Annotated in this window: 22 protein-coding genes and 1 tRNA gene; 8 read left to right on the top strand and 15 right to left on the bottom strand. The window is 37.5% G+C overall.

Going from position 1 to position 23,492, the window contains the following annotated elements; genetic code table 11:
* Window positions 1-7: 7 nt before the first annotated feature.
* On the bottom strand, window positions 8-1,372 hold the full coding sequence (locus FEDK69T_RS14000) for a TlpA family protein disulfide reductase (RefSeq protein ID WP_035630488.1): 1,365 nt from the start codon (window positions 1,370-1,372) through the stop codon (window positions 8-10).
* A gap of 129 nt (window positions 1,373-1,501) precedes the next feature.
* On the opposite strand from FEDK69T_RS14000, the gene hutH reads away from it, so the two are divergent.
* Entirely contained in the window at window positions 1,502-3,010 is a 1,509-nt protein-coding gene (hutH, locus tag FEDK69T_RS13995; protein WP_023574832.1) for a histidine ammonia-lyase, read from the top strand.
* A 66-nt stretch (window positions 3,011-3,076) separates the two neighbouring features.
* Here hutH and FEDK69T_RS13990 read toward each other — a convergent pair whose 3' ends face one another.
* The 7 genes from FEDK69T_RS13990 to FEDK69T_RS13960 all read right to left on the bottom strand — a co-directional run bounded on the left by FEDK69T_RS13990 (window position 3,077) and on the right by FEDK69T_RS13960 (window position 9,239).
* Window positions 3,077-3,442 (bottom strand): DUF1304 domain-containing protein, encoded by a 366-nt coding sequence (locus tag FEDK69T_RS13990; protein ID WP_023574831.1) that lies wholly within the window; start codon window positions 3,440-3,442, stop codon window positions 3,077-3,079.
* A 2-nt stretch (window positions 3,443-3,444) separates the two neighbouring features.
* Window positions 3,445-3,642, bottom strand: coding sequence for a GldL-related protein (locus tag FEDK69T_RS13985; protein ID WP_023574830.1), 198 nt, complete (start codon window positions 3,640-3,642; stop codon window positions 3,445-3,447).
* 8 nt (window positions 3,643-3,650) lie between these two features.
* Window positions 3,651-4,079 carry an SRPBCC family protein gene (locus FEDK69T_RS13980; RefSeq protein ID WP_023574829.1) on the bottom strand — a complete coding sequence of 143 codons (429 nt, stop codon included), beginning with the start codon at window positions 4,077-4,079 and terminating at the stop codon, window positions 3,651-3,653.
* Between the two features lie 16 nt (window positions 4,080-4,095).
* Entirely contained in the window at window positions 4,096-4,674 is a 579-nt protein-coding gene (locus FEDK69T_RS13975) for a TMEM175 family protein (protein WP_035630433.1), read from the bottom strand.
* Between the two features lie 5 nt (window positions 4,675-4,679).
* Entirely contained in the window at window positions 4,680-5,183 is a 504-nt protein-coding gene (locus FEDK69T_RS13970; protein WP_035630435.1) for a DUF421 domain-containing protein, read from the bottom strand.
* A gap of 59 nt (window positions 5,184-5,242) precedes the next feature.
* A complete protein-coding gene (rimK, locus tag FEDK69T_RS13965) occupies window positions 5,243-6,610 on the bottom strand; it encodes a 30S ribosomal protein S6--L-glutamate ligase (protein WP_023574826.1) in 1,368 nt (455 codons plus the stop codon).
* Window positions 6,611-6,689: 79 nt separating this feature from the next.
* Complete coding sequence (locus FEDK69T_RS13960) at window positions 6,690-9,239, bottom strand: ATP-dependent Clp protease ATP-binding subunit (protein WP_023574825.1); 2,550 nt, start codon at window positions 9,237-9,239, stop codon at window positions 6,690-6,692.
* A gap of 266 nt (window positions 9,240-9,505) precedes the next feature.
* Between FEDK69T_RS13960 and gyrA the strand changes: the two genes are divergently transcribed.
* From gyrA to FEDK69T_RS13930, 6 genes are all read left to right on the top strand, one after another.
* Window positions 9,506-12,058: a DNA gyrase subunit A gene (gene gyrA / locus FEDK69T_RS13955; RefSeq protein ID WP_023574824.1), complete on the top strand. Its 2,553-nt coding sequence runs from the start codon at window positions 9,506-9,508 to the stop codon at window positions 12,056-12,058.
* A gap of 20 nt (window positions 12,059-12,078) precedes the next feature.
* Window positions 12,079-13,398, top strand: coding sequence for a tetratricopeptide repeat protein (locus FEDK69T_RS13950; protein ID WP_023574823.1), 1,320 nt, complete (start codon window positions 12,079-12,081; stop codon window positions 13,396-13,398).
* A gap of 149 nt (window positions 13,399-13,547) precedes the next feature.
* On the top strand, window positions 13,548-14,228 hold the full coding sequence (locus FEDK69T_RS15590) for a hypothetical protein (RefSeq protein WP_023574822.1): 681 nt from the start codon (window positions 13,548-13,550) through the stop codon (window positions 14,226-14,228).
* A gap of 145 nt (window positions 14,229-14,373) precedes the next feature.
* Window positions 14,374-15,462, top strand: a complete 1,089-nt coding sequence (locus FEDK69T_RS13940; RefSeq protein ID WP_023574821.1) for an efflux RND transporter periplasmic adaptor subunit — start codon at window positions 14,374-14,376, stop codon at window positions 15,460-15,462.
* Window positions 15,462-16,718, top strand: a complete 1,257-nt coding sequence (locus FEDK69T_RS13935) for an ABC transporter permease (protein ID WP_035630439.1) — start codon at window positions 15,462-15,464, stop codon at window positions 16,716-16,718. The genes FEDK69T_RS13940 and FEDK69T_RS13935 overlap by 1 nt, the downstream gene beginning before the upstream one ends.
* Window positions 16,719-16,720: 2 nt before the next feature.
* The gene (locus tag FEDK69T_RS13930) at window positions 16,721-17,398 is read left to right on the top strand and encodes an ABC transporter ATP-binding protein (RefSeq protein WP_023574819.1); all 678 of its coding nucleotides are present in this window, start codon (window positions 16,721-16,723) and stop codon (window positions 17,396-17,398) included.
* On the opposite strand, the gene FEDK69T_RS13925 is transcribed toward FEDK69T_RS13930, so the two are convergent.
* From FEDK69T_RS13925 to FEDK69T_RS13910, 4 genes are all read right to left on the bottom strand, one after another.
* Window positions 17,395-17,970 carry a pentapeptide repeat-containing protein gene (locus tag FEDK69T_RS13925; RefSeq protein WP_023574818.1) on the bottom strand — a complete coding sequence of 192 codons (576 nt, stop codon included), beginning with the start codon at window positions 17,968-17,970 and terminating at the stop codon, window positions 17,395-17,397. The two genes, FEDK69T_RS13930 and FEDK69T_RS13925, sit on opposite strands and share 4 nt — an antisense overlap.
* A 30-nt stretch (window positions 17,971-18,000) precedes the next feature.
* Complete coding sequence (locus FEDK69T_RS13920; RefSeq protein WP_035630441.1) at window positions 18,001-18,381, bottom strand: response regulator; 381 nt, start codon at window positions 18,379-18,381, stop codon at window positions 18,001-18,003.
* Window positions 18,381-20,738 carry a sensor histidine kinase gene (locus FEDK69T_RS13915; protein ID WP_023574817.1) on the bottom strand — a complete coding sequence of 786 codons (2,358 nt, stop codon included), beginning with the start codon at window positions 20,736-20,738 and terminating at the stop codon, window positions 18,381-18,383. The genes FEDK69T_RS13920 and FEDK69T_RS13915 overlap by 1 nt, the downstream gene beginning before the upstream one ends.
* Window positions 20,739-20,852: 114 nt before the next feature.
* Window positions 20,853-20,926, bottom strand: a tRNA-Arg gene (locus FEDK69T_RS13910).
* 73 nt (window positions 20,927-20,999) lie between these two features.
* On the opposite strand from FEDK69T_RS13910, the gene FEDK69T_RS13905 reads away from it, so the two are divergent.
* Window positions 21,000-21,551, top strand: a complete 552-nt coding sequence (locus tag FEDK69T_RS13905; RefSeq protein ID WP_023574816.1) for an adenine phosphoribosyltransferase — start codon at window positions 21,000-21,002, stop codon at window positions 21,549-21,551.
* Between the two features lie 54 nt (window positions 21,552-21,605).
* Here FEDK69T_RS13905 and FEDK69T_RS13900 read toward each other — a convergent pair whose 3' ends face one another.
* The 3 genes from FEDK69T_RS13900 to FEDK69T_RS13890 all read right to left on the bottom strand — a co-directional run bounded on the left by FEDK69T_RS13900 (window position 21,606) and on the right by FEDK69T_RS13890 (window position 23,435).
* The gene (locus FEDK69T_RS13900) at window positions 21,606-21,998 is read right to left on the bottom strand and encodes a VOC family protein (protein ID WP_035630442.1); all 393 of its coding nucleotides are present in this window, start codon (window positions 21,996-21,998) and stop codon (window positions 21,606-21,608) included.
* Between the two features lie 39 nt (window positions 21,999-22,037).
* Window positions 22,038-22,784, bottom strand: a complete 747-nt coding sequence (locus tag FEDK69T_RS13895; RefSeq protein ID WP_023574814.1) for a hypothetical protein — start codon at window positions 22,782-22,784, stop codon at window positions 22,038-22,040.
* A gap of 159 nt (window positions 22,785-22,943) precedes the next feature.
* Window positions 22,944-23,435, bottom strand: coding sequence for an SRPBCC family protein (locus FEDK69T_RS13890; protein ID WP_023574813.1), 492 nt, complete (start codon window positions 23,433-23,435; stop codon window positions 22,944-22,946).
* Window positions 23,436-23,492 lie beyond the last annotated feature (57 nt).

The raw sequence follows: 23,492 nt of genomic DNA, 5'->3' as shown, positions 1-23,492 counted from the left end.
GATAAGGTTATTTAATGCCTAATTCTTCAAATTTAGCAATCAATTTAGGATCGGATGGGCGTGGGGCATCTGCAGAAATGATGTTGCCTTTCGGATCTACTAAAATGAATCTTGGAATACCTTCGATGGCATAATCCTGTACGAATTTAGAATTCCAGTCTTTGTCGGCAATTAACTGAACACCGCCAAGTTTCTTTTCTTCCACAAATTTTCTCCATTTTTCGTAGTCTTTTTTAGCATCGATTGAAAGGCTTACGAACTCAATGTTTTTACCGTGATATTGCTCTTCCACTTTTTGTAAGCTTGGGATTTCACGACGGCAAGGACCACACCAAGTTGCCCAAACATCTATGTAAACATATTTTCCTTTTAAACTCTCCAATGATGTTTTTCCGCCTTTAAAGTTTTCGTAATCAAATTTTGGGGAAATTTTTCCAGGAGTTAAGGTTTTGATTTTGTTGAATTTAACAGTCAGGTCTTTTTTGAACTTTTCGTCAGAAGACATTGCCATTAATTCATTGTAAAGCACTGCTGCATCAGGATTTCCGGCGCCTACTTCATAAGATAAATTTTGAATATGGGCATTTTTGATTGCCGGGCTTTTCACTTTTTTGATTTCAGGTAATGCTAACTTGTAAGTGTATTCCTCGTTCTCTCCCATTTGGGCATACAATGCATTATTGAATTTTGTGGCAACAATCTGTTTGTAAGTCGATGAGAACAAGAAGTCTTCCTGGTTATCCAAATCGATTTTATCATCAAATTTAGGGAAAGTGGCAGATGGTGTGAAACCTTCAATTTTAGCGTAATGAGCGTGGTAAGAAGGGTAATTCAGGATTTGAAGCTGCTCAAAGTAGTCAATGCTTTTCATTTCTTTTTTGATGAAATCAGCATCGGTAATTTTTGATTTGTTTAATAAATCGATCATTGTTGTTTTTGCCTCTTTCAATTTTGAAAGGAAAGCAGTTTCGTCTAAGGCATAAAAATCCTGAACGTTGCCCATTATCTTGTTAACAGCAATCGATTTATCACTTAAATATTGATTTTCAATACTTCCTATTCCGTCATACTTCAAAGTTGTAGCGAAGTTTTTGTCATCAAAATTGATTACAAGAGCTGTCCCTTTTGTTAAATACAAAGAAGAACGATTCGCTTTTGTGGCGAAATTATAAGTTCCGTTGTAATCAATCTGCAGGGTTTCTGAAAACGAGCCATCAGCTTTTAAATTGATTTCTTTTTCAAAAGATTCACCTTTAATCTTTAGTTTGCCGTCTTCTGTATTGGTGATTTTACCGGAAACGGTAATGGTTTCTTTTGGTGTCGTAAAGGATGCAAGAAATACAACCAACAAAAGGTAAAGTATATTTTTCATGTTTAAAAGTTTTTGATTTCCAAATATAAGAATTGTGTCCAATAAATTTTCATAATGAAATACTAATAATAAATCTTGCATTTTAAACGCAATTTGCTGAATTTTGACCCCTTAATATAACCACGCAAAATGGATACAGTACATTATATTAGTTCGGATGTTTTTTCTCTGGAATTACTTCAGGAAATCGTTTCTCAGAATAAAACCCTTGAATTGTCTGAAGAGGCACGCATCAACATTGAAAAATGCCGCGCTTATCTGGATGAAAAAATGCAATCGCACAGCGAACCGATTTACGGAATAAATACGGGTTTTGGGTCGTTATGCAACATTAAAATATCAAATGAAAACCTTACTAAGCTTCAGGAGAATTTAGTGAAATCACACGCTTGCGGAACCGGGGAAGAAGTACCACACGAGATTGTGAAAATCATGTTATTGCTTAAAATCAAATCGTTGAGCTATGGAAATTCAGGTGTTCAATTGCAAACGGTTGAGCGACTGATCGATTTTTACAATAACGATATTTTACCGGTAGTTTATACTCAGGGTTCATTGGGAGCTTCAGGAGACTTGGCGCCTTTGGCACATTTGTCATTACCGCTGATCGGAGAAGGAGAGGTTTATGTTGATGGTTTCCGCCAGCCTGCAATGAAAGTGATGGAAAAAATGAACTGGAAGCCAATCGAATTACAGTCAAAAGAAGGTTTGGCATTATTGAACGGAACACAGTTCATGAGTTCATACGGGTGCTACATTCTTTTGAAAGCAATGAAATTAACATACCTGGCAGATGTAATTGGTGCTGTTTCATTGGAAGGTTTCGACGGAAGAATTGAGCCTTTTAATGAATTGATTCACATCGTTCGTCCGCACAAAGGGCAAATTAATACAGCAAGACGTTTTCAGGAATTGTTGGAAGACAGCGAAATTATTGCCCAGCCAAAACAACACGTACAGGATCCGTATTCTTTCCGTTGTATCCCTCAGGTTCACGGTGCTTCAAAAGATGCTATCGACTATGTGAAAAAAGTGTTCAAAACAGAAATCAATTCGGTTACTGATAACCCTAATATTTTTGTGGATGAGGACTTGATTATTTCCGGAGGAAATTTCCACGGTCAACCTTTAGCTCTGGCTTTGGACTTCTTAGGAATTGCTTTGGCTGAAATTGGAAACATTTCGGAAAGAAGAACTTATCAGTTGATTTCAGGATTAAGAGAATTGCCTGCTTTTTTGGTAAGCAATCCGGGATTGAATTCCGGTTTCATGATTCCACAATACACGGCAGCGAGTATCGTTAGCCAGAACAAACAATTAGCTACTCCGGCGAGTATCGACAGTATCGTTTCTTCAAACGGACAGGAAGATCACGTGAGCATGGGAGCTAATGCGGCTACAAAATGTTTGAAGATTTTGGAAAATCTTGAACGTATTTTAGCTATCGAATTAATGAATGCTTCTCAGGCTATCGAATTCAGAAGACCTCTAAAATCAAGTGAATTTATTGAGAGTTTCGTGAAATCTTACCGTGAAGAAGTGCCATTGGTAGAAGAAGACAGAATTTTACATTACGATATTGAAAAATCTATAGCTTTCCTGAATAGTTTGCAGCTTGACAGCGAAATCTTAGAATAACAAAAAAGCCTCTTAATTGAGGCTTTTTTATTTTTAGTCGAATTTATTATAGTAGTTGTATCGGATTTATTTCATAAAATGAATGCTCGCAATGGCAAGTACTGCCGGAAGCGACTGTACATAAAAAATAGACTTTTGTACTGTAATAGCGCCATAAATCCCTGCAACGAAAACACAGCTTAAAAAGAATAGTGCCACGTTGAAGCTCCAATGTGCATCACCAATGAGCAGTGACCAAATGAGTCCAGAGGCTATAAAGCCATTGTACAGTCCTTGATTTCCTGCCAATTGTTTAGTTTTTTCAAACATTTCAGCCGGAACTTTCCGAAATACTTTTTTTGCAAGGGTAGTCCAGGCAAACATTTCAAGCCATACAATGTAAATATGAATGAAAGCCACTAAACCAATTAGTATTTTGGATAGAATAGTCATGCTTATTTGTTAAAAAAACCGTTTGGATTCTGATCTTTATAAATTTTGACTACGAGTGCTATACCTGCATACGCTTCGCATAACATTCCTAAAATTAATAAAGCGGAGGCATAAGGCCAATGCATGATTTTAAAAAGCGCTCCAATGATGGTTATGATAAAGCCTAGTACAAATGCAATTATGATATGCTTGTTTTTCATATCTTGAATTAATTTCTGTCTTCAAATGGAGTGATGATCCCTTTTTCGAGGTATTGCTTTAATTCTCGCAATAGATTTGCCCAGCAATAACTAGCAATTCGAAATTCCTGACTTACCTCGTTCCAGTTTTTGTGGTAAAATTGAACTGAAGTACGATCGCCATTTTCTTGTTTTAAGATAAATCCGAAACTTGTCGGCAACCATTCTTCCATAGCATCTGTCATAGAAAATTCAATAGCTTCATTTTCATCAAATTTGGAAAGTGAGGCGAACCAATCGTATCCTTCTCCGAAATACAAATTGTATTTTTCGTTTAATCCGGGTTTTCCCTTGCAATGTAATGTCCACCAGTTGTTTAATCCTTGAGGTGTTGAAACCGCTTCAAAGACTTTCTCCCTCGAAACGTTGATGATAAGGTCGTGATAAATGGTCTGCATAATTCATAGGTTTTTTTTATTGGGAATCGATGATTTTTTCAATCCGTTTATCCGGAATCAACCACATTAATGCAACAGCTATATACATGACTCCGGCAATAATAGTATTAAAGTTAGCACAAATTATCCCGATAAGATACAAAATAGGGGAAATTTTTCCTTTTAAATCACTTCCGATGGCTTTTGAAAGTACCGAGTCGGGTCCGTGGTTTTTTAGGATTTGAGATTGCAGTACAAAATACGCTATTGCGGCCATTAAAAGTACAATACCATACATCGTCATTGGGAAAGGAGCAAAATTATTTTCGCCAATCCAAGCAGTAACAAAAGGAAATAATGACAGCCAAAATAACAAATGCAGGTTTGTCCAAAGAATTCCGCCGGTAACTCTTTTTACGGTATGCATCATGTGGTGATGGTTGTTCCAATAAATCCCGACATAGATAAAACTCATTACATAACTTAGGAACTTTGGAAACAAGGGGAGAAGCGATTCAAGATCTTTTCCTTCCGGAACTTTTAACTCCAGGACCATAATAGTAATGATAATCGCCAATACGCCGTCACTAAAAGCTTCCAACCGGTTTTTGTTCATGTGAATTAACTTAAAGTTTTATGGGTTCTTCGTTTATGATGGGATTGTTTTAATTGTCTTTCTCCCGTAATGATACTGATGTTTCCGTCTATTTCCAGCATTGCCAATTTTACATTTTTATAATGTTCAACGCCGTGTTCACGCATGGCTTCTTCAATCTCGTCCGATGTAATGCCTAATTTGGCCAGAGTTTGATACTCGATTTTTCCGTTATGAATAAGGATTTCCGGTTTGTCCTGAACAAAATCACTTAATTTTTTGAAACGGTACATCAGTCTTTTTAATACATAACTGACTATAAACAAAACCAAAGCGGCTGCCAGTCCTCCTAAAAGGCTGGTGTTACTCCCGACCATTGCATTTTGAACCGAGTTACTGATCAGTAAAATAAGGATAACATCGGCGGTGTTGAGCTGAGAAAGTTCTTTTTTGCCAAAGACACGCAAAGCAATAACCATAAATAAATATACGGCCACGCTTCGCAGTACTATGTCAAGGTATGTATTCATTTTTTAAATGCAGTTTCAAAGCATTTGAATTATCATTAAAATTTAATTTTGCTCACTGCCTATTTCCACTTAAAATTCTTTTCGATTGCCTTAATCATTTCACCGGCAATGTCTTTGTTGGTGGCGCCTTCAATTCCTTCAAGCCCTGGTGAAGAGTTTACTTCCAAGAGCAACGGACCTTTGGATGAACGGATAATATCAACCCCGGCCACTTTTAAATTCATAGCTTTGGCTGCTTTTATGGCGATTCGTTTTTCTTCTGCTGTTACTTTTACCACAGATGCGGTTCCTCCTAAATGGATGTTAGCCCTGAATTCTCCAGGTAACGCTTCACGCTGCATGGCGGCCACGACTTTTCCGTCCACCACAAACAAACGTAAATCTTTTCCGTTGGCTTCTTTAATGAATTCCTGTACTAAGATGTTGGCATTTAAACTTTTGAAAGCATTGATAACCGACTCGGCCGCTTTTTTGGTTTCTGCCAATACAACTCCTTTTCCTTGAGTTCCTTCAAGTAATTTAACGATCAGGGGAGAACCTCCAACCATTTTAATCAGATCGTTGGTGTCTAAAGGTGAATTGGCAAATCCGGTTGTTGGAATGTCAACCCCATTGTTTAAAAGCAATTGTAATGAAAATAGTTTATCTCTTGATTGGCTGATAGCAGCGGAACCATTCAGTGAAAACACTTTTAATGCTTCAAACTGGCGTGTAAGTGCACAGCCATAATAGGTCATACTTGGGCGTATTCTTGGGATTACCGCATCGAAATTGTTCAAAATGCGTCCGCCTCGATAGTGAATCTCAGGAGTATCAGCATCGAGTTTCATGTAACAGTATTTCAGATTCAGGAAATGCATTTCATGTCCGCGCATTTCACCTGCTTCCATAATTCGTTTGTTGCTGTATAATTCCGGATTGCTTGCTAATACACCAATTCGAAGTCCTTTTTTTGAAGGTTCGTCGTTGTAATAGTATTCTTTTATTTTTTCGTTGGTAGGTTGCCCTAATAAATATTTTTGTTCGGGGTCGACCAAAATTCGGCCTGACATTGCCTCTCGGCCCAATAACATACGGAATCCCATGGAATCGCGGTTTGTCAGTGTTACTTCCACTTCCCAAAGGCTTCCTCCGATTTCGAGTACCGTTGCGATTACATAACGCTGCTCGCGGTATCCGCTGGAGCTTTTCACCACGCGCTTATCGACTAAAAGTGCCTCACAATGGATTACAGCTTTTAAGTTATTCTGTATTGGGTTGATGTCAAATCTCACCCAGTTTTCACCGTCTTTTTCGAAAGGGGTAATGTTGGTAGCATGAAGTGCTGATGTTTTTGCACCCGAATCGACGCGGGCCTTGATGGTTGGGATTCCAAGAGTAGGGAATGAGCACCATTCTTCGCTTCCTACAATAACTTTGTCTAGCATTTTTTAATAGTAATTTGGATTCTAAAATACTACTTTTTTTGGAATGCGAAACAATTTTGTCTAAAAAAGAAAAAACCTACTAATTAGTAGGTTTTTCCGATCTTTTAATGGTAACGAAGAGTTCTTGTTTTCCTTCATCCAGATCCATGTATATTTCGTCGCCTTCGTGAATTTTCGAAGTGATAATCTCTTCAGCCAGTTCATCTTCCACGTATTTTTGAATAGCGCGTTTCAATGGTCGGGCTCCGAATTGTTTATCAAAACCTTTCTCGGCGATATAATCTTTTGCCTTTTCGGATAATTTTAGTTTGTATCCTAAATCAGCAACACGCTCATATAATTTGTCCATTTCGATGTCGATAATCAAGTCGATATGCTCTTTTTCTAATGGGTTGAATACGATTACATCGTCAATTCGGTTCAGGAATTCCGGGGCGAATGCTTTTTTAAGAGCGTTTTCGATAACTCCTTTGGAGATTTCATCAGCCTGCGCATTTTTAGCAGCGGTTCCGAAACCAACACCTGTACCGAAATCTTTTAACTGACGCGCACCAACGTTTGAAGTCATAATAATGATCGTGTTTCGGAAATCGATTTTACGGCCTAAACTATCAGTTAAATGCCCGTCATCCAATACCTGAAGCATCATGTTGAACACATCCGGGTGGGCTTTTTCGATCTCGTCAAGTAACACCACACAGTAAGGTTTTCTGCGTACTTTTTCCGTTAATTGTCCGCCTTCTTCGTATCCAACGTATCCTGGAGGTGCTCCAACCAATCTCGAAATCGCGAATTTTTCCATGTATTCACTCATATCGATGCGAATCAAAGCGTCTTCGGAATCGAATAATTCTTTGGCGATTACTTTAGCCAATTGTGTTTTACCAACACCGGTCTGACCCAAGAAAATAAAGGATCCGATTGGTTTGTTCGGATCTTTTAATCCGGCACGGTTTCTCTGGATGGATTTGGCGATTTTCGTTACCGCTTCATCCTGTCCGATTACTTTGCCTTTAATTAGGTCAGGTAAGTGAGCCAATTTGTTGCTTTCTGTCTGTGCAATACGGTTTACCGGGATTCCAGTCATCATGGAAACAACGTCGGCTACATTGTCTTCGGTAACGGTAATACGGTTGTTTTTAGCGTCAGCTTCCCATTGTTCCTGGGCGATGGCCAAGTCTTTTTCAATTCGTTTTTCGTCGTCACGAAGTTTTGCGGCTTCTTCGTATTTCTGCTTCTTAACCACGGAATTTTTCAATTCGCGTACTTCTTCCAACTGTTTTTCAAGTTCCAGAATTTGCTTCGGAACATCAATATTGGTGATGTGAACACGAGAACCTGCTTCGTCTAAAGCATCAATAGCCTTGTCCGGTAAGAAGCGCTCCGACATGTATCGGTTAGTCAATTTTACACAGGCTTCAATAGCTTCCGGAGTATAAATTACGTTGTGGTGATCTTCGTATTTGTTTTTGATGTTGTTCAGGATCGTGATTGTTTCCTCAACCGAAGTAGGCTCTACAATTACTTTCTGAAAACGTCTTTCCAAAGCACCGTCTTTTTCTATGTATTGGCGGTATTCATCAAGAGTGGTGGCACCAATACATTGGATTTCACCTCTTGCCAAAGCCGGTTTAAACATATTGGAAGCGTCTAAAGAGCCTGTTGCTCCACCTGCTCCCACAATTGTGTGAATCTCATCGATGAAAAGAATGATGTCGTCATTTTTTTCCAACTCGTTCATTACGGCTTTCATGCGTTCTTCAAACTGTCCGCGGTATTTTGTTCCGGCCACTAAACTGGCCAAATCCAAAGTCACTACGCGTTTGTTGAACAGAATACGCGATACTTTCTTTTGAATGATACGCAAAGCCAAGCCTTCGGCAATAGCGGATTTACCTACTCCTGGTTCACCAATCAAAAGAGGGTTGTTTTTCTTTCTTCGGCTTAAAATCTGAGAAACGCGTTCGATTTCTTTTTCGCGGCCTACAACAGGGTCGAGCTTGCCTTCTTCAGCTAATTCAGTCAAGTCACGTCCAAAATTATCTAAAACAGGAGTTTTGGATTTTTTATTGGCTTTACCTGCAGCGCCCGGATTGTTGAAACCTGCGTCACGCAGACTGTCATCTTGTCCGGAATCGTCATTAAACGATTCGTTTCTTGGTAAGTTGTCGATATAATCTTCTTCGTTTGATGTCATAGCTATAAATTGTTCTTTAACAAGTTCGTAGTCAATTCTTAGTTTGTTCAGAAGCTTGGTTGTTGGGTCATTCTCGTTGCGGAGAATGCACAACAAAAGGTGTGCTGTACTTATCGAAGTGCTCTGAAAAACTTTTGCTTCCAGAAAGGTGGTGCGCAAAGCGCGCTCAGCCTGACGGGTTAAATGCAGGTTTTTCTTGTCGTTACTTCTGTCAGCATTAGGATTTGGAGGGCTAACGATTTCAATTTTTCTGCGTAAATGTTCCAAATCTACCGAAAGGTTGTTTAATATATTGATTGCGGTACCGTTGCCGTCCCGTAGTATCCCCAGCATTAAATGTTCTGTACCAATAAAGTCGTGGCCTAACCGCAAAGCTTCCTCTTTACTGTAGGTAATCACGTCTTTAACTCTTGGTGAAAAATTATCGTCCATTTCAAAAAATCTTTATACTGTAAATTTACTAATTCTGTATAGGTTGTGCAAAAATCATACCTTTCAAAATCAGTTTTACCAATATTGCTAATAGACGAATAAAATTCGAGATATAAAAGACAAAATTGCAGGTTTTTTTAACTTTTTACAGCTTTGTTTATGTTAATAAAATGGATAAAATTGTCAATAAAATACTGTTTCGGTACTGCAAAAATGTGTATATTGGCACGTTTTGAAATAGCTATAATTTTTTAATATAAATACTTATGTCTGAAGGAGAAAAGTTAATTCCTATTAACATCGAGGACGAAATGAAATCAGCTTACATCGATTATTCGATGTCGGTAATTGTATCCAGAGCACTTCCTGATGTTAGAGATGGTTTGAAACCAGTACACCGAAGAGTTTTGTTCGGGATGTATGAATTAGGAGTATTATCCAATAGAGCGCATAAAAAATCAGCGAGAATTGTAGGGGAGGTTCTTGGTAAGTACCACCCGCACGGAGATAGTTCAGTGTACGACGCCATGGTTCGTATGGCGCAGGATTGGAGTTTGCGTTATCTGATGGTTGACGGTCAGGGTAACTTTGGTTCGGTAGACGGTGACAGTCCGGCAGCGATGCGTTATACGGAGGCCAGAATGAAAAAGTTCTCCGAAGAGATGCTTGCTGATATCGATAAAGAAACGGTAGATTTCCAGCTAAACTTCGACGATACGTTGGAAGAGCCGAAAGTTATGCCAACGAAAGTTCCGAACTTATTGGTAAACGGTGCTTCAGGTATTGCCGTAGGTATGGCGACCAACATGGCCCCCCACAACTTAACGGAAGTAATTGACGGTACTTTAGCTTATATTGACAATCATGATATTGAAATTGATGAGTTAATGCATCATATCAAAGCTCCTGATTTCCCTACCGGAGGTATTATTTATGGGATGGATGGTGTAAGGGAAGCTTTTAAAACCGGTCGTGGGCGTGTAGTTATGCGTGCTAAGGTGAATTTTGAAGAAGTTGATGGCCGCGAATCCATCATCGTTACTGAAATTCCGTATCAGGTAAATAAAGCGAGTATGATTAAGCATACTGCTGATTTGGTAAACGAAAAGAAAATTGAAGGTATCTCCACTATCCGTGATGAATCGGACAGAAACGGTATGCGTATCGTTTACGTACTGAAACGCGAAGCGGTTCCGAATGTGGTATTGAATACCTTATATAAGTATACCCAATTGCAATCGTCTTTCAGTGTGAATAATATCGCATTGGTGAACGGTCGTCCGCAAATGCTGAATCTGAAAGATTTGATTCACTATTTCGTGGAGCACCGTCATGAAGTGGTAACCCGCCGTGCTCAGTTTGATTTACGCAAAGCGGAAGAAAGAGCGCATATTTTAGAAGGTTTGATCATTGCTTCCGATAATATTGACGAAGTTATCCAGTTAATCAGAGCTTCTAAAGACGGAGACGAAGCAAGAGCTAAATTAATCGAGCGATTCAATTTATCCGAAATTCAGGCGCGTGCAATTGTTGAAATGCGTTTACGTCAGTTGACCGGTCTGGAGCAAGATAAATTAAGAGCGGAATACGACGAAATCATGAAATTGATTGCTTATTTGAAAGAATTATTGGCAAGCAAAGAAATGAGAATGCAGGTAATTAAAGATGAATTAGCTGAAATTAGAGACAAATACGGTGATGCGCGTCGTTCGCAAATTGAATATGCCGGAGGAGATGTAAGTATCGAAGATTTAATTGCTGATGAGCAGGTGGTAATCACTATTTCTCACGCAGGTTATATCAAACGTACACCGCTTTCCGAATATAAAACTCAGAACAGAGGTGGTGTCGGACAAAAATCGGCCGGAACCCGTGACCAGGATTTCTTAGAGCACATGTATGCGGCTACAAACCACCAGTACATGTTGTTCTTCACGCAAAAAGGAAAATGTTTCTGGATGCGTGTGTATGAAATTCCGGAAGGAAGTAAAACCAGTAAAGGACGTGCAATCCAGAATCTTATCAACATCGAAAATGATGATAAGGTAAAAGCGTTCATCTGTACACAGGATCTTAAAGATCAGGATTACATCAACAACCATTATGTAATCATGGTAACGAAGCAGGGTCAGGTGAAGAAAACGTCACTGGAGCAATATTCAAGACCACGTGTGAATGGAGTTGCGGCAATTACCATTAAGGAAGACGATGAATTGTTAGAAGCAAAATTAACAACCGGAAACAGTCAGGTATTGATTGCTGTGAAATCCGGTAAGTTAGTACGTTTCGAAGAAGAGAAAACGCGTCCAATGGGAAGAACGGCTTCCGGAGTACGAGGAATTACGTTAGCTGACGAAAAAGAAGATGAAGTAATCGGAATGGTTTCTATCGACAGGGATCACGTGAATGATTCTCAGATTTTGGTAGTTACTGAAAATGGTTACGGGAAACGTACCAAAGTAGTTGATGAAGACGGAGAAGATGTTTATCGTATCACCAACCGTGGAGGAAAAGGGGTGAAGACTTTAAATATTACTGAGAAAACGGGTGCGTTGATTTCAATCAATAATGTTACTGATGAAGATGATTTGATGATCATCAACAAATCCGGTTTGACCATTCGTATGAAGGTTTCCGATTTACGCGTTATGGGACGTGCAACGCAAGGTGTCCGTTTGATCAATATCAAAGGTAAAGACGCAATTGCTGCAGTTTGTAAAGTAATGCGTGAAGATGAAGAGGAGGAAACAATTGAAGAATTGGTTGCAGATAACGGAGACGTTGCAATTTCTTCAGACGAAACAGAAACTCAGGAATAACCTAAAACAGAATTATAAAAATGAAAGTTAAATATGTTTTATTAGCATCTTCATTGATGCTTTCAGCAGCTTCTTTTGCTCAGAAAGATGAGTTAAAGACTTTGAAAAAATTATACGCTAAAGATCAATTATCGGCCGATGATATTTCAAATTACAAAGCCAATGTGAATAAAATAAGCGGAATGTCAGGTTTGGCTGAGGCGGATCAAGTGTATCTTAATTTCTATCAGGCGATGTTGCCGATTTTGGAATTAAACACGGCCATGACTAAGAATCCGAACGATATACAGGCAATGGCAAAAAGCCTTTCACCGGCAAACATCAATACAATGGCTAAAGGTCTGAATGATGTATTGGCGTTTGAGAAGAAATCAGGTAAAGAAATCTATACAGCAGATATCAAAGAAACGATTGAGAGTTTTAAACCGATGATGCTGCAATATGCTTACGGTTTAAATCAAGCATCTAAGTTTAAAGAGTCATCTCAGGTATTTGCTGCCGTTTACAATCTTGATAAATCAGATGCTTCGAATTTATACAATGCTTCTGTTTTAGCGGTTCAGGCTCAGGATTACGATAATGCTCTTAAGTATTATGAAGAATTGAAAAACATAAATTACACCGGAGAAGGTACAATTTATTTTGCCGTGAATAAAGCAAGCGGTCAGGAAGAACCTTTTGGTTCTGTAGCTGATAGAAAGAAAGCAATCAGCTTGGGAACTCATGAGAAACCAAGAGACGAGAAAATTCCATCTAAAAGAGGGGAAATCTATAAAAACTATGCTTCAATTTTGTTAGAAAAAGGAAGAGCTGAAGAAGCTAAGAAAGCTATTGCAGAAGCAAGAGCTCATAATCCCGAGGATACTGATTTGATTTTAGCAGAGGCTAATCTTTATTACGAAGCAAAAGATATGGCAACGTATAAAAAGCTTATCAATGAGGTAATCGCAAAAAAACCAAACGATCCCGATATGTATTTTAACTTAGGAGTTGTGAGTACAAATACAGGTGAAATTGAAGAAGCAAAAAAATATTACGAAAAAGCTATTGCAATTGATCCGAAATATTTCAATGCTTACAATAACTTAGGTGCTTTGTATTTAATGGGAGATGATAAAATTGTTAAAGAGATGAATTCTTTAGGAATGACTCCGAAGGAAAGCAAACGCTATGACGAGTTAAAAGCAAAAAGACAAAAAATGTTTTCAAGTGCCATTCCTTATTTTGAAAAAGCTTTAGAATTAGAACCTAAAAGTGAAAGTGTAAAATCGATTTTACTAAATGCTTATCAGGTTTTGGAGATGGACGCGAAATATAAAGCACTTAAAGCAAAAAAATAATTTTAAAACCCTCAATGATGAGGGTTTTTTTTATTCCATTAATGTTTTTCTTTTGCTTAACTTTAACTAACATTAACGTTTTATGCTTCAATTTTAAGATTGGAATAGTTTTTGATTTCTTATTTTTGGAATAATTAAAAAATGATAGCGTGAAATTTTTATACACTTTTGCAGCGGCATTACTGTTTTCACTTCAGGGGTTTGCGCAACCGGATAATGGTAAGAAAACCGTTGTGATTCCGCGTATGAAAGATCCGGAGGTGTCCTTCAATCAACTGCCTGCAAAAGCAGATGCCCCACGTTTTCAGCCTATGGATTTCAGCGATTCAGTTTTGGATAAGGATCGGCCACTTACATTTCCAAAAGAAGGTACGTCAACAGCGCAAATAGGTCAAACGGCAGATAAGAAGCCTGAACAGTTTATCAGTCCTTATGAAATCCCAAAAAATGCTGTACCGAAAGGACATGGGGATGAGAATACCAAAATTTTCCGACGCAATCAATCTTTCGGGGAATACAAAACAAAAGCGAATACTATAAAGATATTATGCCGTGACCATATGGCAATTGATGGGGACGTTGTTAAAGTTTATATCAATAATATGGTGATTGCGGCGCGTGTTGAATTATTCCAAGGCTATAGAACCATTGAGATTGGTTTAACGCCAGGTTTTAATAAGATAGAATTCGAAGCACTAAACCAGGGAACTTCAGGTCCAAATACAGCTGAGTTTTCCATTTTTGATGATAAAGGAAAGGTGATTACGAGTGACCAATGGGATTTGGCAACTGGGTTTAAGGGCTCGGTCATGATTATCAAAGAGAATTAATACACTTCTAATAATAGACTTGAACTCCAAATTTGATTTGGAGTTTTTTTATGCCCTTTATCAGTCTTATCCTCATAAAATTACTGTAAATTTGATAGAAGAAATAAGGGATAAGATGCTTGTTTCTGTATTAAAGTCAAGTTTGATGAAGGTAAAATGTATTTTCCTTTTTTTAGCTTTTGTGGCGATGATGGCCTGCAAAAATAATAATGCAGGCATAAGGCCAATGGTAAGCGATATTACGCAAAGTGTTTACGCCTCCGGAACCGTAAAGGCTGAAGGACAGTATGTAGTTTATTCGACTGTGAATGGTGAACTGAAAAAAATTAATGTTGTGGCCGGTGACTTGATTAATAAGGGACAACCTTTGTTTGAGTTGAATAGTGAAAAGGCGAAACTGGCGACTGAAAATGCACAATTGGCTTATGAGTTAAGTACTGAACAAAGCTCGTATATCAAAAATAAAGTTGCCGAAATGGAACTAAAGGTTATCAGTGCAAGAGATAAAGTCAGCTTGGACGAATCCGTTTACAAACGAAATAAGAATGTAATCAATCAGGGAGGGATTTCGCAAGTTGATTTTGAGCGTTCTGAAGTGGCTTATAAAAATTCTAAATTGGCATATGAGTCAGCACAGAGACAACTGGAAGAACTTCGAATTCAGCTAAAGAATGAGGAGAAGAGAAATCAGGTAAACTTAAAGCTTAATCTGGAAAACCAAAGTGATTTCACTGTCAAAAGTATTTTTTCAGGGAAATTGTTCGACGTGCTGGTTAAAGAAGGAGACCTGGTTACCCCAAATACTCCTTTAGCAGTTATCGGTAAAGCGGGTTCCTATATTGTAGAATTGAACGTGGATGAAAACGATATGGCTCTTGTAAAAAAGAACCAAGAAGTTTTGGTAACGATGGATAGTTACAAAGGAAACGTTTTTAGAGCAGTTGTGGATAAAATTTATCCCATTATGGATGAACGATCACATACATTTAAAATTGAAGCTAAATTTATTCAGACACCGGAAAATCTGTATCCTAATCTAACTGTGGAAGCGAACATCATTATCGCGACAAAAAAACAGGCTATTGTTATTCCAAAACAATATCTGGTAGACAAAACTTACGTTTTAGTGGACCATGATAAAAAGCGGAAAATAAAAATTGGTCTTTTTGATTATGAGAAAGTGGAAGTTCTGAAAGGACTGAAAGCTGACGAAACCATTTATTTGCCAAAGTAATGAACCATAGGCTCGTACAGAATATAGCTTTCCATATGCTTCGTGCCCGGTTGAAACAAACCATCATAGCTGCTGTTGGAGTTACATTTGGTATTGCCATGTTTATTTCGCTGGTTAGTTTTATGAATGGGATGAATGATCTCCTGGACGGGTTAATGCTCAATCGAACTCCACATATCCGATTATATAATGAAATCAAGCCGGTTGAAAGTCAACCTGTTATTTTATCGGAAGAATATAAAAACAATATTAATTTTATCAGTTCAATCAAGCCAAAGGACAGGGGTAAAGCCATTTACAACAGTCAAACCATTATCGATGTACTGAAAAAGGACAAAAGAGTGCTGGACGTAGCTCCTAAAGTTGTTACACCGGTCTTTTTCCATTCGGGAACCATAGAAATTTCAGGTGTGATTAATGGAATTGCTATTGCTGCCGAGGAATCTCTTTTTAAATTCAGTGATTACATACGGGAGGGTAAAATAACCGATCTGGAGCAAAACAACAGTATAATTATTGGCGCAGGATTAGCTACTAAAATGATGCTTAGTGTAGGGGATGTCATTAAGATTACGACTCCAAAAGGTAATTTGGCGTCATTAAAGATTGTTGGGATTTCTCAAATCGGTATAGCGGAAATCGATGATGTCATGAGTACTACGTCAATAAGTACAGCACAAAAACTTTTAGGCGAAGCAACCAATTATATGACAGATATTCAGTTAAAACTTCATGATATCGAAATGGCTCCGCAAATGGCAAAAGAATTTCGTTCGAAGTTCGAATTAGATGCCATCGATTACCAGACGGCAAATGCTCAATTTGAAACCGGGACAAGAATTCGAACTATAATTTCCTATTCGGTCGGTGTGGTTTTGTTGATTGTAGCAGGCTTCGGAATTTATAATATACTGAATATGTTGATTTATGAAAAGATGGACAGTATCGCCATTCTGAAAGCGACTGGATTTTCAGGCAGTGATGTAAAATGGATCTTCCTTTTACTTTCTTTAATAATTGGGGTAACCGGTGGTGTTTTTGGTTTGTTTTTCGGTTTTATATTTTCCCGAATTATTGATGTAATCCCGTTTGTAACCGCCTCGTTGCCAACGGTAAAAACATATCCGATGAATTATAATCCGATTTTTTATGTAATAGGGATTACGTTCGCAATTGTTACTACCCTTGTTGCAGGGTTATTTCCGGCATTAAAAGCCAGTAAAGTTGATCCGGTTGAAATCATTAGAGGAAAATAGTCATGAGTAATAAAGTATTGGAAACCATCGGACTCACAAAGTATTTCTACGAACCTTCAAAGTTTAAGGTTTTGGACAATATAAGCATGAGCATCGATCACGGGGAATTTGTTTCTGTTGTTGGGAAATCCGGTTGTGGAAAATCAACCCTTTTGTATTTGTTATCAACTATGGACACCGATTACGAAGGGAAAATACTAATTCATGAAGAGGATGTTACCGGCAAAAAAGATGTTGATTTGGCGCGTATCCGCAATGAAAATATCGGTTTTGTATTTCAGTTTCATTATTTACTGTCAGAATACAACGCTCTGAAAAACGTCATGCTACCCGGATTAAAACTTGGTAAATTATCAGAGGAAGAGTTGGAACATCAGGCCATGGAATATCTGAAAACACTCGGCATGCATGACCAGGCTTTAAAAAGGCCACGTCAATTAAGTGGAGGACAAAAACAACGCGTAGCCATCGCAAGGGCACTAATCAATAATCCTTTAATCATCATGGGAGATGAGCCGACAGGAAATCTTGATAAGAAAAACAGTGATATGGTTTTTGATATTTTTAAGCAATTAGCACAGGAGCACAACCAAACCATATTAGTTGTAACACATGATGTCGAATTTGCCTCTAAAACAAATCGAATTATTACAATGGAAGATGGAATGATAATTTCCTAATCCTTAATTACAAGATTATATTTTGCAAGCAATCCCTTTATGCCCTCCGAAGAGAATATCGCCTTTTTAAGTTTGGTTTTTTCCGGATCTATTGCAAAATCGTAACTGGAATAAAAGTCGGTTTTTTCGCAATTTGCATCTGTGAAAACTGCCAAACGCAGATTGCAGTTGTCAAATAAAGCCTCTGATAAATCGGTTTTCATGAAGTCGACACTAACCATGCTGCAATTAGTAAAACTGATTCGTTTCAGCTTTAAAGCATAAAACTGGGCATAATCCAGCAAACAGTTGTTAAAGTAAAATTCGTGTAAAATCTGATCGGTCATTGCAAAATTCACCGAAGTAAAATTACAATCATTAAAAATGGCGTTTCTCAGGCCGACATGGCCAACTTGAGCTTCCTTGAAATTGCAGTGATAGAAGGTACAGTCAATAAAAACGGTTCCTAAAAAATTGCAAAGCGTAAAATCGCAATGATTAAAAGTGCAATTTTCAAATTCCTTGAACTTTATTTCGTATTCAGCGAAAATGTTGTTTTTGTATTCTTTATCGAAAATAAAATCGGCATTCATTGTAGATGGTTTGAATGCAAATATAGATTATTATTCAGCGGCAATGGTTTTCAATTTTTCAATATCCATGGGTTTGCTGAGAAAATCTTTTACACAAGGATAACTCTGGGCTTTCATTTTGTCTTCCAGTGCGATGGAAGAGCTTGCAATATATATAGTTGCATCTTTTTCAAAACTTTTTTCAATGCGTAATAATTGGTCAAGAAAATCCCAACCGTCCATTTCAGGCATTTCTATATCGAGGAGAATAATATCCGGGATGTCACCGGTATTTTCAAAATAAGATAAGGCTTCACTGCCGTTTACAAAAGACCTGCTGTCTTCGAAAAGAGCGGTCTTTTCAATCAGTTTTTTTGTAACGAGTTGATAAATTGGGTCGTCGTCTATTATGTAAATCCGTTTTTGAAACATTATTTAAAATAAATTTTGAAGGTGGTTCCTTCGTTTAGCTTACTTTCTACTTTAATTTTTCCCTTTAAGGCATCGATCTGGTTTTTTGTAATAAAAAGCCCGATACCACGTGATTCCGGATTGTTTGTAAATGTTTTGTACATTCCGAAGAGTTTGTTTCCATTTTTATCTAAATCAATTCCTATGCCATTATCTTTGATTTCCACAACTCTGTAATTGTCTTCAAGGTAAGAATTTAATTCTATTCTAGGATTTCTTTCGGGATGTTTGTATCGGATGGCATTAGATAAAAAATTGAGTAAAACACTTTCCAGATAGGCCGGATTGAATTTTACGGTTTCGTCATCGGAAATATTGTTTTCGATTTTGGCTTCGTTTTTAACAATCTGATTCCGAAGTACCTCCAATGTTCTTTTAATGAATTTATTGAGGTTTAATTCCTCTATTACCGGTGTGATATTGGTTTGGATGGATACTACTTCATTCAAATTGTCCATGGTTTCATTCAAAGCTTCCGAAACGGATTTCAACAGAACCAGTAATTCTTTCTTTTCATATTCATTATCGCTCATTTCGATCAGATTGATCAGTGACTGGATATTGCTGGTGTGTGAACGTAGATTATGTGAAACAATGTGTGAGAAGTTCAGTAAACGTTTGTTCTGTTCGGTTACCAGCGTGAGTGAATTGTTTAGGTCGATTTCGAATTGTTTGGATTTTGTAATATCAATTAAAATTCCCCTAAATTTAATTGATTCTACACTTTCATGATAAATACTCACGATGTCCCTAACCCAAACGGTATTTCCGTTTTTGGCAATTATGCGGTATTCGGTGTCAAAAGCTTTTCTGGCTTTCGCATTGTCTGTACTTTGTTTGATTACCCAATCCCGATCATCAGGATGAATAATTTTTCTCCAGAAATATTTATCAGCAAGCCATTCTTCCGGAGTGTATCCCAAGATATCTTCGGATTTTTTGCTTACGAAGGTAACACCCGGTTCCACAGAATTTCCTTCCCAAACGATCCCGTCAATACTATCAATAAGATCTTTGATCTTTTTCTGGGATTCCAGAATCAGTTTTTCAGATTCTTTTCGTTGTGTAATGTCTTCTACAATGGTGATATGGTTGGTAGGATTGTCTTTGTGTTCCCAAAGAGGCGTGACAGTGATGTTGACCCAAATGATTTTCCCGTTTTTGTCGAAATACCTTTTTTCCATGGAAAATTGATTGATTTCACCATTTTTGAGTCGTTGCATGTAGTCTAAGTCGGCTTGAAGATCTTCGGGATGTGTTATCTTCATAAAATCCATTGACTTTATTTCGTCCTTACTGTATCCGATAAGTTCGCAAAATTTATCATTAGCATCAATGTATGAACCGTCTTTGGAATTATTGTGTGTGATCCCTAAACCGGCATGTTCAAAAATGGATTTGAAAAGAGATTCGCTTCGGGCTAATTTTAAAGTTTGCGCTTCGACCAGTTTTTGTAGTTCTGATGGTTTTTTCAGCAGTGTGGTTACAAAAAATCCACAAAGAAGACTCAGTAAAAATGCAATAGAGATAACCGGCATAAAGGCCCAAAAAAGTGCTGATTCATTTTTCGGAATGATGTATAAATTCCAGCCACCTTCCGGAATTTCAACTTTTTGGTAATTTTTTTTTGAGAAATCACTCTTATCTTCAAGGAAGAATTCTTCTTTATGGGTAATGGGGTTTATCTTAGAAAACTGGAAATAATATTTATCGCTTTTGAAGGATCCAATACCTGTCGATTTAATGAATGTGTCGAATTTGAGAATTACGGAAGAAAATCCCCAGAATCTTCCTTTTTTAAAGACAGGCAAACGTCCTACAACTCCCATTCCGCCTTGTATCAATTCTCTTGGCCCTGAAAAATAAATGGATTTTGTGGCTATTGCTCTTAAGGCTGATTTTCTGTGTACAGGATGGTGAAGAATGTCGAAATTGATTGCCGCTTCGTTACCTTTTAGCGGATAAGTGTATTTGATCACCCCTTTTGGAACCAGTTGTACCGCATCAACGGAAGTATAGTTGGCAACCAGTTGTTTTCCGACTTCTTCGAAGTTTTTCGGATTGCCTGAATCGTCAATTGTTAATGCAAGTGTAATGGTAGTAGCATAACTGCTTTTAAGGGTTTGCTCAATGTTTTGTTTAACTACGTTTAAGATGTAGGTCATATTGCGCTGTTCATTTTCCCTGATGACCTCATAGCGGAAATAAATAGCTAAATTTAAAATCGAGAAAAGTAGGGTAAAAACGAGCACTCCCGATATTTTTGGGCGAAGCAGAAACCAATTGTTTAAAGCGGTTATTTCCTTTTCAAGACTCAATTCTCATCGTTTTAGAATATAAATATAGCTAAAATTCAGATAATTATTATTAAATTAGGGGTGTAAATGAGGCAGGAGGAAAATAAAAAAGCTCACCATTTGGTGAGCTTTTTGTGACCTCGACAGGATTCAAACCTGTAACCTTCTGAGCCGTAATCAGATGCGCTATTCAGTTGCGCCACGAGGCCTTGTTTTTACGAGTGCAAATATAGGCATTATTGTATAACATGCAAATGAAATTTGATATAAATTTTAAAAAAAATGAGTTTGAAACAGTACATACGTGATATTCAGGATTTTCCAAAAGTGGGAGTCGTTTTTAAAGATATTACACCACTATTGTCCAGTCCGGAGGGAACTAAAGAATGTTTGTCTTTGTTAATCAGTAGTTTAAATGGAAAAAAAATTGATAAAGTAGTAGGAGTGGAGAGTAGGGGCTTTTTCTTTGCGACGCTTTTGGCACACGAATTAAATGTAGGGTTTGTTCCGGTCCGCAAACCAAAAAAATTGCCATTTACGACTATTTCGGCGTCCTATCAATTGGAATACGGTACAGATACTTTGGAAATTCACACCGATGCTATTAAAAAAGGGGACAGGATTTTAATTCATGACGACGTTCTGGCATCCGGAGGGACAGCAAAAGCCGTTTGTGAATTGGTAGAGAAATTAGGCGGAGAAATCGTTCAGTGTAATTTTCTTATTGAGCTGACTTTGTTAGGAGGGAGAAAAAAAATAGAAGGTAAAGAGATTTTTGCCGCGATGACTTACGGAAAAGATGGTGGTCTTTCAGCTTCTGATATGAGTTCTTAACTCAAAGTCTTTTAAAATTTTCGATTTTATACAAAATTTACCCTTGTAGTATTTTTATCTATTTGCAGGCTGAAAAAGTTCTATAAAATTACCGGAAGGGTCAATCAGTAAGATTTGAGAACCACCTGGTCCGGTAATAATCTCGTTGCGGAAATGAAGCCCTTGTTTTTTAAGTTTAGTAACTTCCGCACTTAAATCTTCAACAACAAGTTCTATCCGGTTCCATCCGCCGGGAAAGGGCAGCGTACCATCAGGCATGGCTCTACCGGCAGAACTCGTTCTTCCGCTAAGCAATAATCGCAGATTTCCTTTAACAACATCCGCGAATGCAGGAGCATTGTTTCTGATAAGAGAGAACCCAAGATATTTTATGTAGAAGTCGACGGATTTGTCAACATCCTCAACCATATACCTGACATTTACAAGGTTACTTTCTGTATGATCCATTTTTGTTTTGTTTTTTGTTTGCAAAAATTTCAAATGGAACTATAAGTTATCCTTTAAATCACCCCTTTCTCCCTCAATCCATCGCTGCAGCATTACTCTTTCGGAAGGAGCCTGATGCGTTCCCCCTGCCAGGATATCTAAAAAAATGTCCCAAAGATTTTTTTCCTCCCTAAATTCTTTCTTAAAAGTTTCAAAAGCTTTCAAATAATCTTTTTCATATTTGTCAGCCTCTTCAAAACTGAAATTTTCCGGAATATGGGCCATTAGAATTTGAGTAAGCCTGTGTATTTCATTAGGCGTATATTTTTCTATCATCTGAAGTTCTATTTCACAAGCTTTGGCGTGCGATACAATTAATGGTAAAATAGTGTCTTCAAAATTGCATACGTCTTTTTTCCAGTGTATATGTTCGCTTTCGGGAAGTATTTCGAACCCAAAATTTTCCAGATTTTTATTCGCATCTTTCAAATTATTCAGATGCAGTTCAAACTGTTTCCATAACATTGTAGAATCGGATCTGTCATGATTTTTGAATTTTTCTTTTGCAGAATTGAGTGTATTGTTTACGCCATCCAAAGAATCATTCATTCCCTTTAAACATTTCTTCCATTTTTCCTGAGACTCGGAAGAACTATGGGCTTCTATTATCGATAAAGCTTTTTTATTCAACTCTTCGAAGTTTTTCTCTATTTGAAGCATTTGTGCATAATGCTTTTCCAAAGCACTATTAAAATTTCTAATTGACACTAGGGCTCTGAGTTCTGAGTGATAAGGTTCATTTTTCATGATTCCTCTGTTTTTTAGTGTTTATTAACTTGTCTTATTTGTACTATCAAATTTACGCAGAAAAAGTGATTTAAGAGTTCTATTTTATTTATTATCGATAATTGTAATTATCTGTAGATCATTGCGTTGTTGTCTTTATGAATGAAGTTTAAATAACCTTTACTTCAATTTCCATTTCTCCACAATTTGGGCATTAAATCCTTCTCCCTCCAAAGGATTGGGTTCTCCTTTGCCCGTAGTTATTAGGTTATAAAGACTTTTTTTGATATAACCGGTCCAAGCATCAAAGCAAACATCGTAGCATTCATAATCCGGGACTAATCCTTCGTGAGTGAACCGGACTTTTGTTTTGTCTCCTTCGTTTGTTATTTCAAAAATTAGTTTTGTATCAATCCATTCGGTTTTGTCTTTTGTGAAATTAAATTGATTGTCCACTACCTGATAAACTAATTTTTTATCAGGAATGATCTCTATGAGTTTTATTTTACACAAATGAATGTCTTTATAATGATAGAAAAATTCTTCATTGAGTTGGTCTGTATTGCCATCAATTTCTTCCGACCACCAAGCGCGAAAGTTTTTAATTGCGTTGAATGCCGTTGCCTTATTTTGGTCAACCAAAATAGTTGCTGAGTAATCTGATGTTGTCATTTGCTTTATGATTTCTTATTGGTTATCGATTCGTACTACTTCGGTTATGGATGTGCT

Origin of the sequence: Flavobacterium enshiense DK69 (assembly GCF_000498495.1) — a bacterium.
Taxonomy (GTDB): domain Bacteria; phylum Bacteroidota; class Bacteroidia; order Flavobacteriales; family Flavobacteriaceae; genus Flavobacterium; species Flavobacterium enshiense.
This window is presented reverse-complemented; position numbering and strand designations above follow the sequence as displayed.

Excerpts from the sequence above, each read along its gene's own strand:
- FEDK69T_RS14000 (WP_035630488.1), bottom strand. The coding sequence starts at position 1,372 with ATGAAAAATATACTTTACCTTTTGTTGGTTGTATTTCTTGCATCCTTT.
- hutH (WP_023574832.1), top strand. The coding sequence starts at position 1,502 with ATGGATACAGTACATTATATTAGTTCGGATGTTTTTTCTCTGGAATTA.
- FEDK69T_RS13990 (WP_023574831.1), bottom strand. The coding sequence starts at position 3,442 with ATGACTATTCTATCCAAAATACTAATTGGTTTAGTGGCTTTCATTCAT.
- FEDK69T_RS13985 (WP_023574830.1), bottom strand. The coding sequence starts at position 3,642 with ATGAAAAACAAGCATATCATAATTGCATTTGTACTAGGCTTTATCATA.
- FEDK69T_RS13980 (WP_023574829.1), bottom strand. The coding sequence starts at position 4,079 with ATGCAGACCATTTATCACGACCTTATCATCAACGTTTCGAGGGAGAAA.
- FEDK69T_RS13975 (WP_035630433.1), bottom strand. The coding sequence starts at position 4,674 with ATGAACAAAAACCGGTTGGAAGCTTTTAGTGACGGCGTATTGGCGATT.
- FEDK69T_RS13970 (WP_035630435.1), bottom strand. The coding sequence starts at position 5,183 with ATGAATACATACCTTGACATAGTACTGCGAAGCGTGGCCGTATATTTA.
- rimK (WP_023574826.1), bottom strand. The coding sequence starts at position 6,610 with ATGCTAGACAAAGTTATTGTAGGAAGCGAAGAATGGTGCTCATTCCCT.
- FEDK69T_RS13960 (WP_023574825.1), bottom strand. The coding sequence starts at position 9,239 with ATGGACGATAATTTTTCACCAAGAGTTAAAGACGTGATTACCTACAGT.
- gyrA (WP_023574824.1), top strand. The coding sequence starts at position 9,506 with ATGTCTGAAGGAGAAAAGTTAATTCCTATTAACATCGAGGACGAAATG.
- FEDK69T_RS13950 (WP_023574823.1), top strand. The coding sequence starts at position 12,079 with ATGAAAGTTAAATATGTTTTATTAGCATCTTCATTGATGCTTTCAGCA.
- FEDK69T_RS13940 (WP_023574821.1), top strand. The coding sequence starts at position 14,374 with ATGAAGGTAAAATGTATTTTCCTTTTTTTAGCTTTTGTGGCGATGATG.
- FEDK69T_RS13935 (WP_035630439.1), top strand. The coding sequence starts at position 15,462 with ATGAACCATAGGCTCGTACAGAATATAGCTTTCCATATGCTTCGTGCC.
- FEDK69T_RS13930 (WP_023574819.1), top strand. The coding sequence starts at position 16,721 with ATGAGTAATAAAGTATTGGAAACCATCGGACTCACAAAGTATTTCTAC.
- FEDK69T_RS13925 (WP_023574818.1), bottom strand. The coding sequence starts at position 17,970 with ATGAATGCCGATTTTATTTTCGATAAAGAATACAAAAACAACATTTTC.
- FEDK69T_RS13920 (WP_035630441.1), bottom strand. The coding sequence starts at position 18,381 with ATGTTTCAAAAACGGATTTACATAATAGACGACGACCCAATTTATCAA.
- FEDK69T_RS13905 (WP_023574816.1), top strand. The coding sequence starts at position 21,000 with ATGAGTTTGAAACAGTACATACGTGATATTCAGGATTTTCCAAAAGTG.
- FEDK69T_RS13900 (WP_035630442.1), bottom strand. The coding sequence starts at position 21,998 with ATGGATCATACAGAAAGTAACCTTGTAAATGTCAGGTATATGGTTGAG.
- FEDK69T_RS13895 (WP_023574814.1), bottom strand. The coding sequence starts at position 22,784 with ATGAAAAATGAACCTTATCACTCAGAACTCAGAGCCCTAGTGTCAATT.
- FEDK69T_RS13890 (WP_023574813.1), bottom strand. The coding sequence starts at position 23,435 with ATGACAACATCAGATTACTCAGCAACTATTTTGGTTGACCAAAATAAG.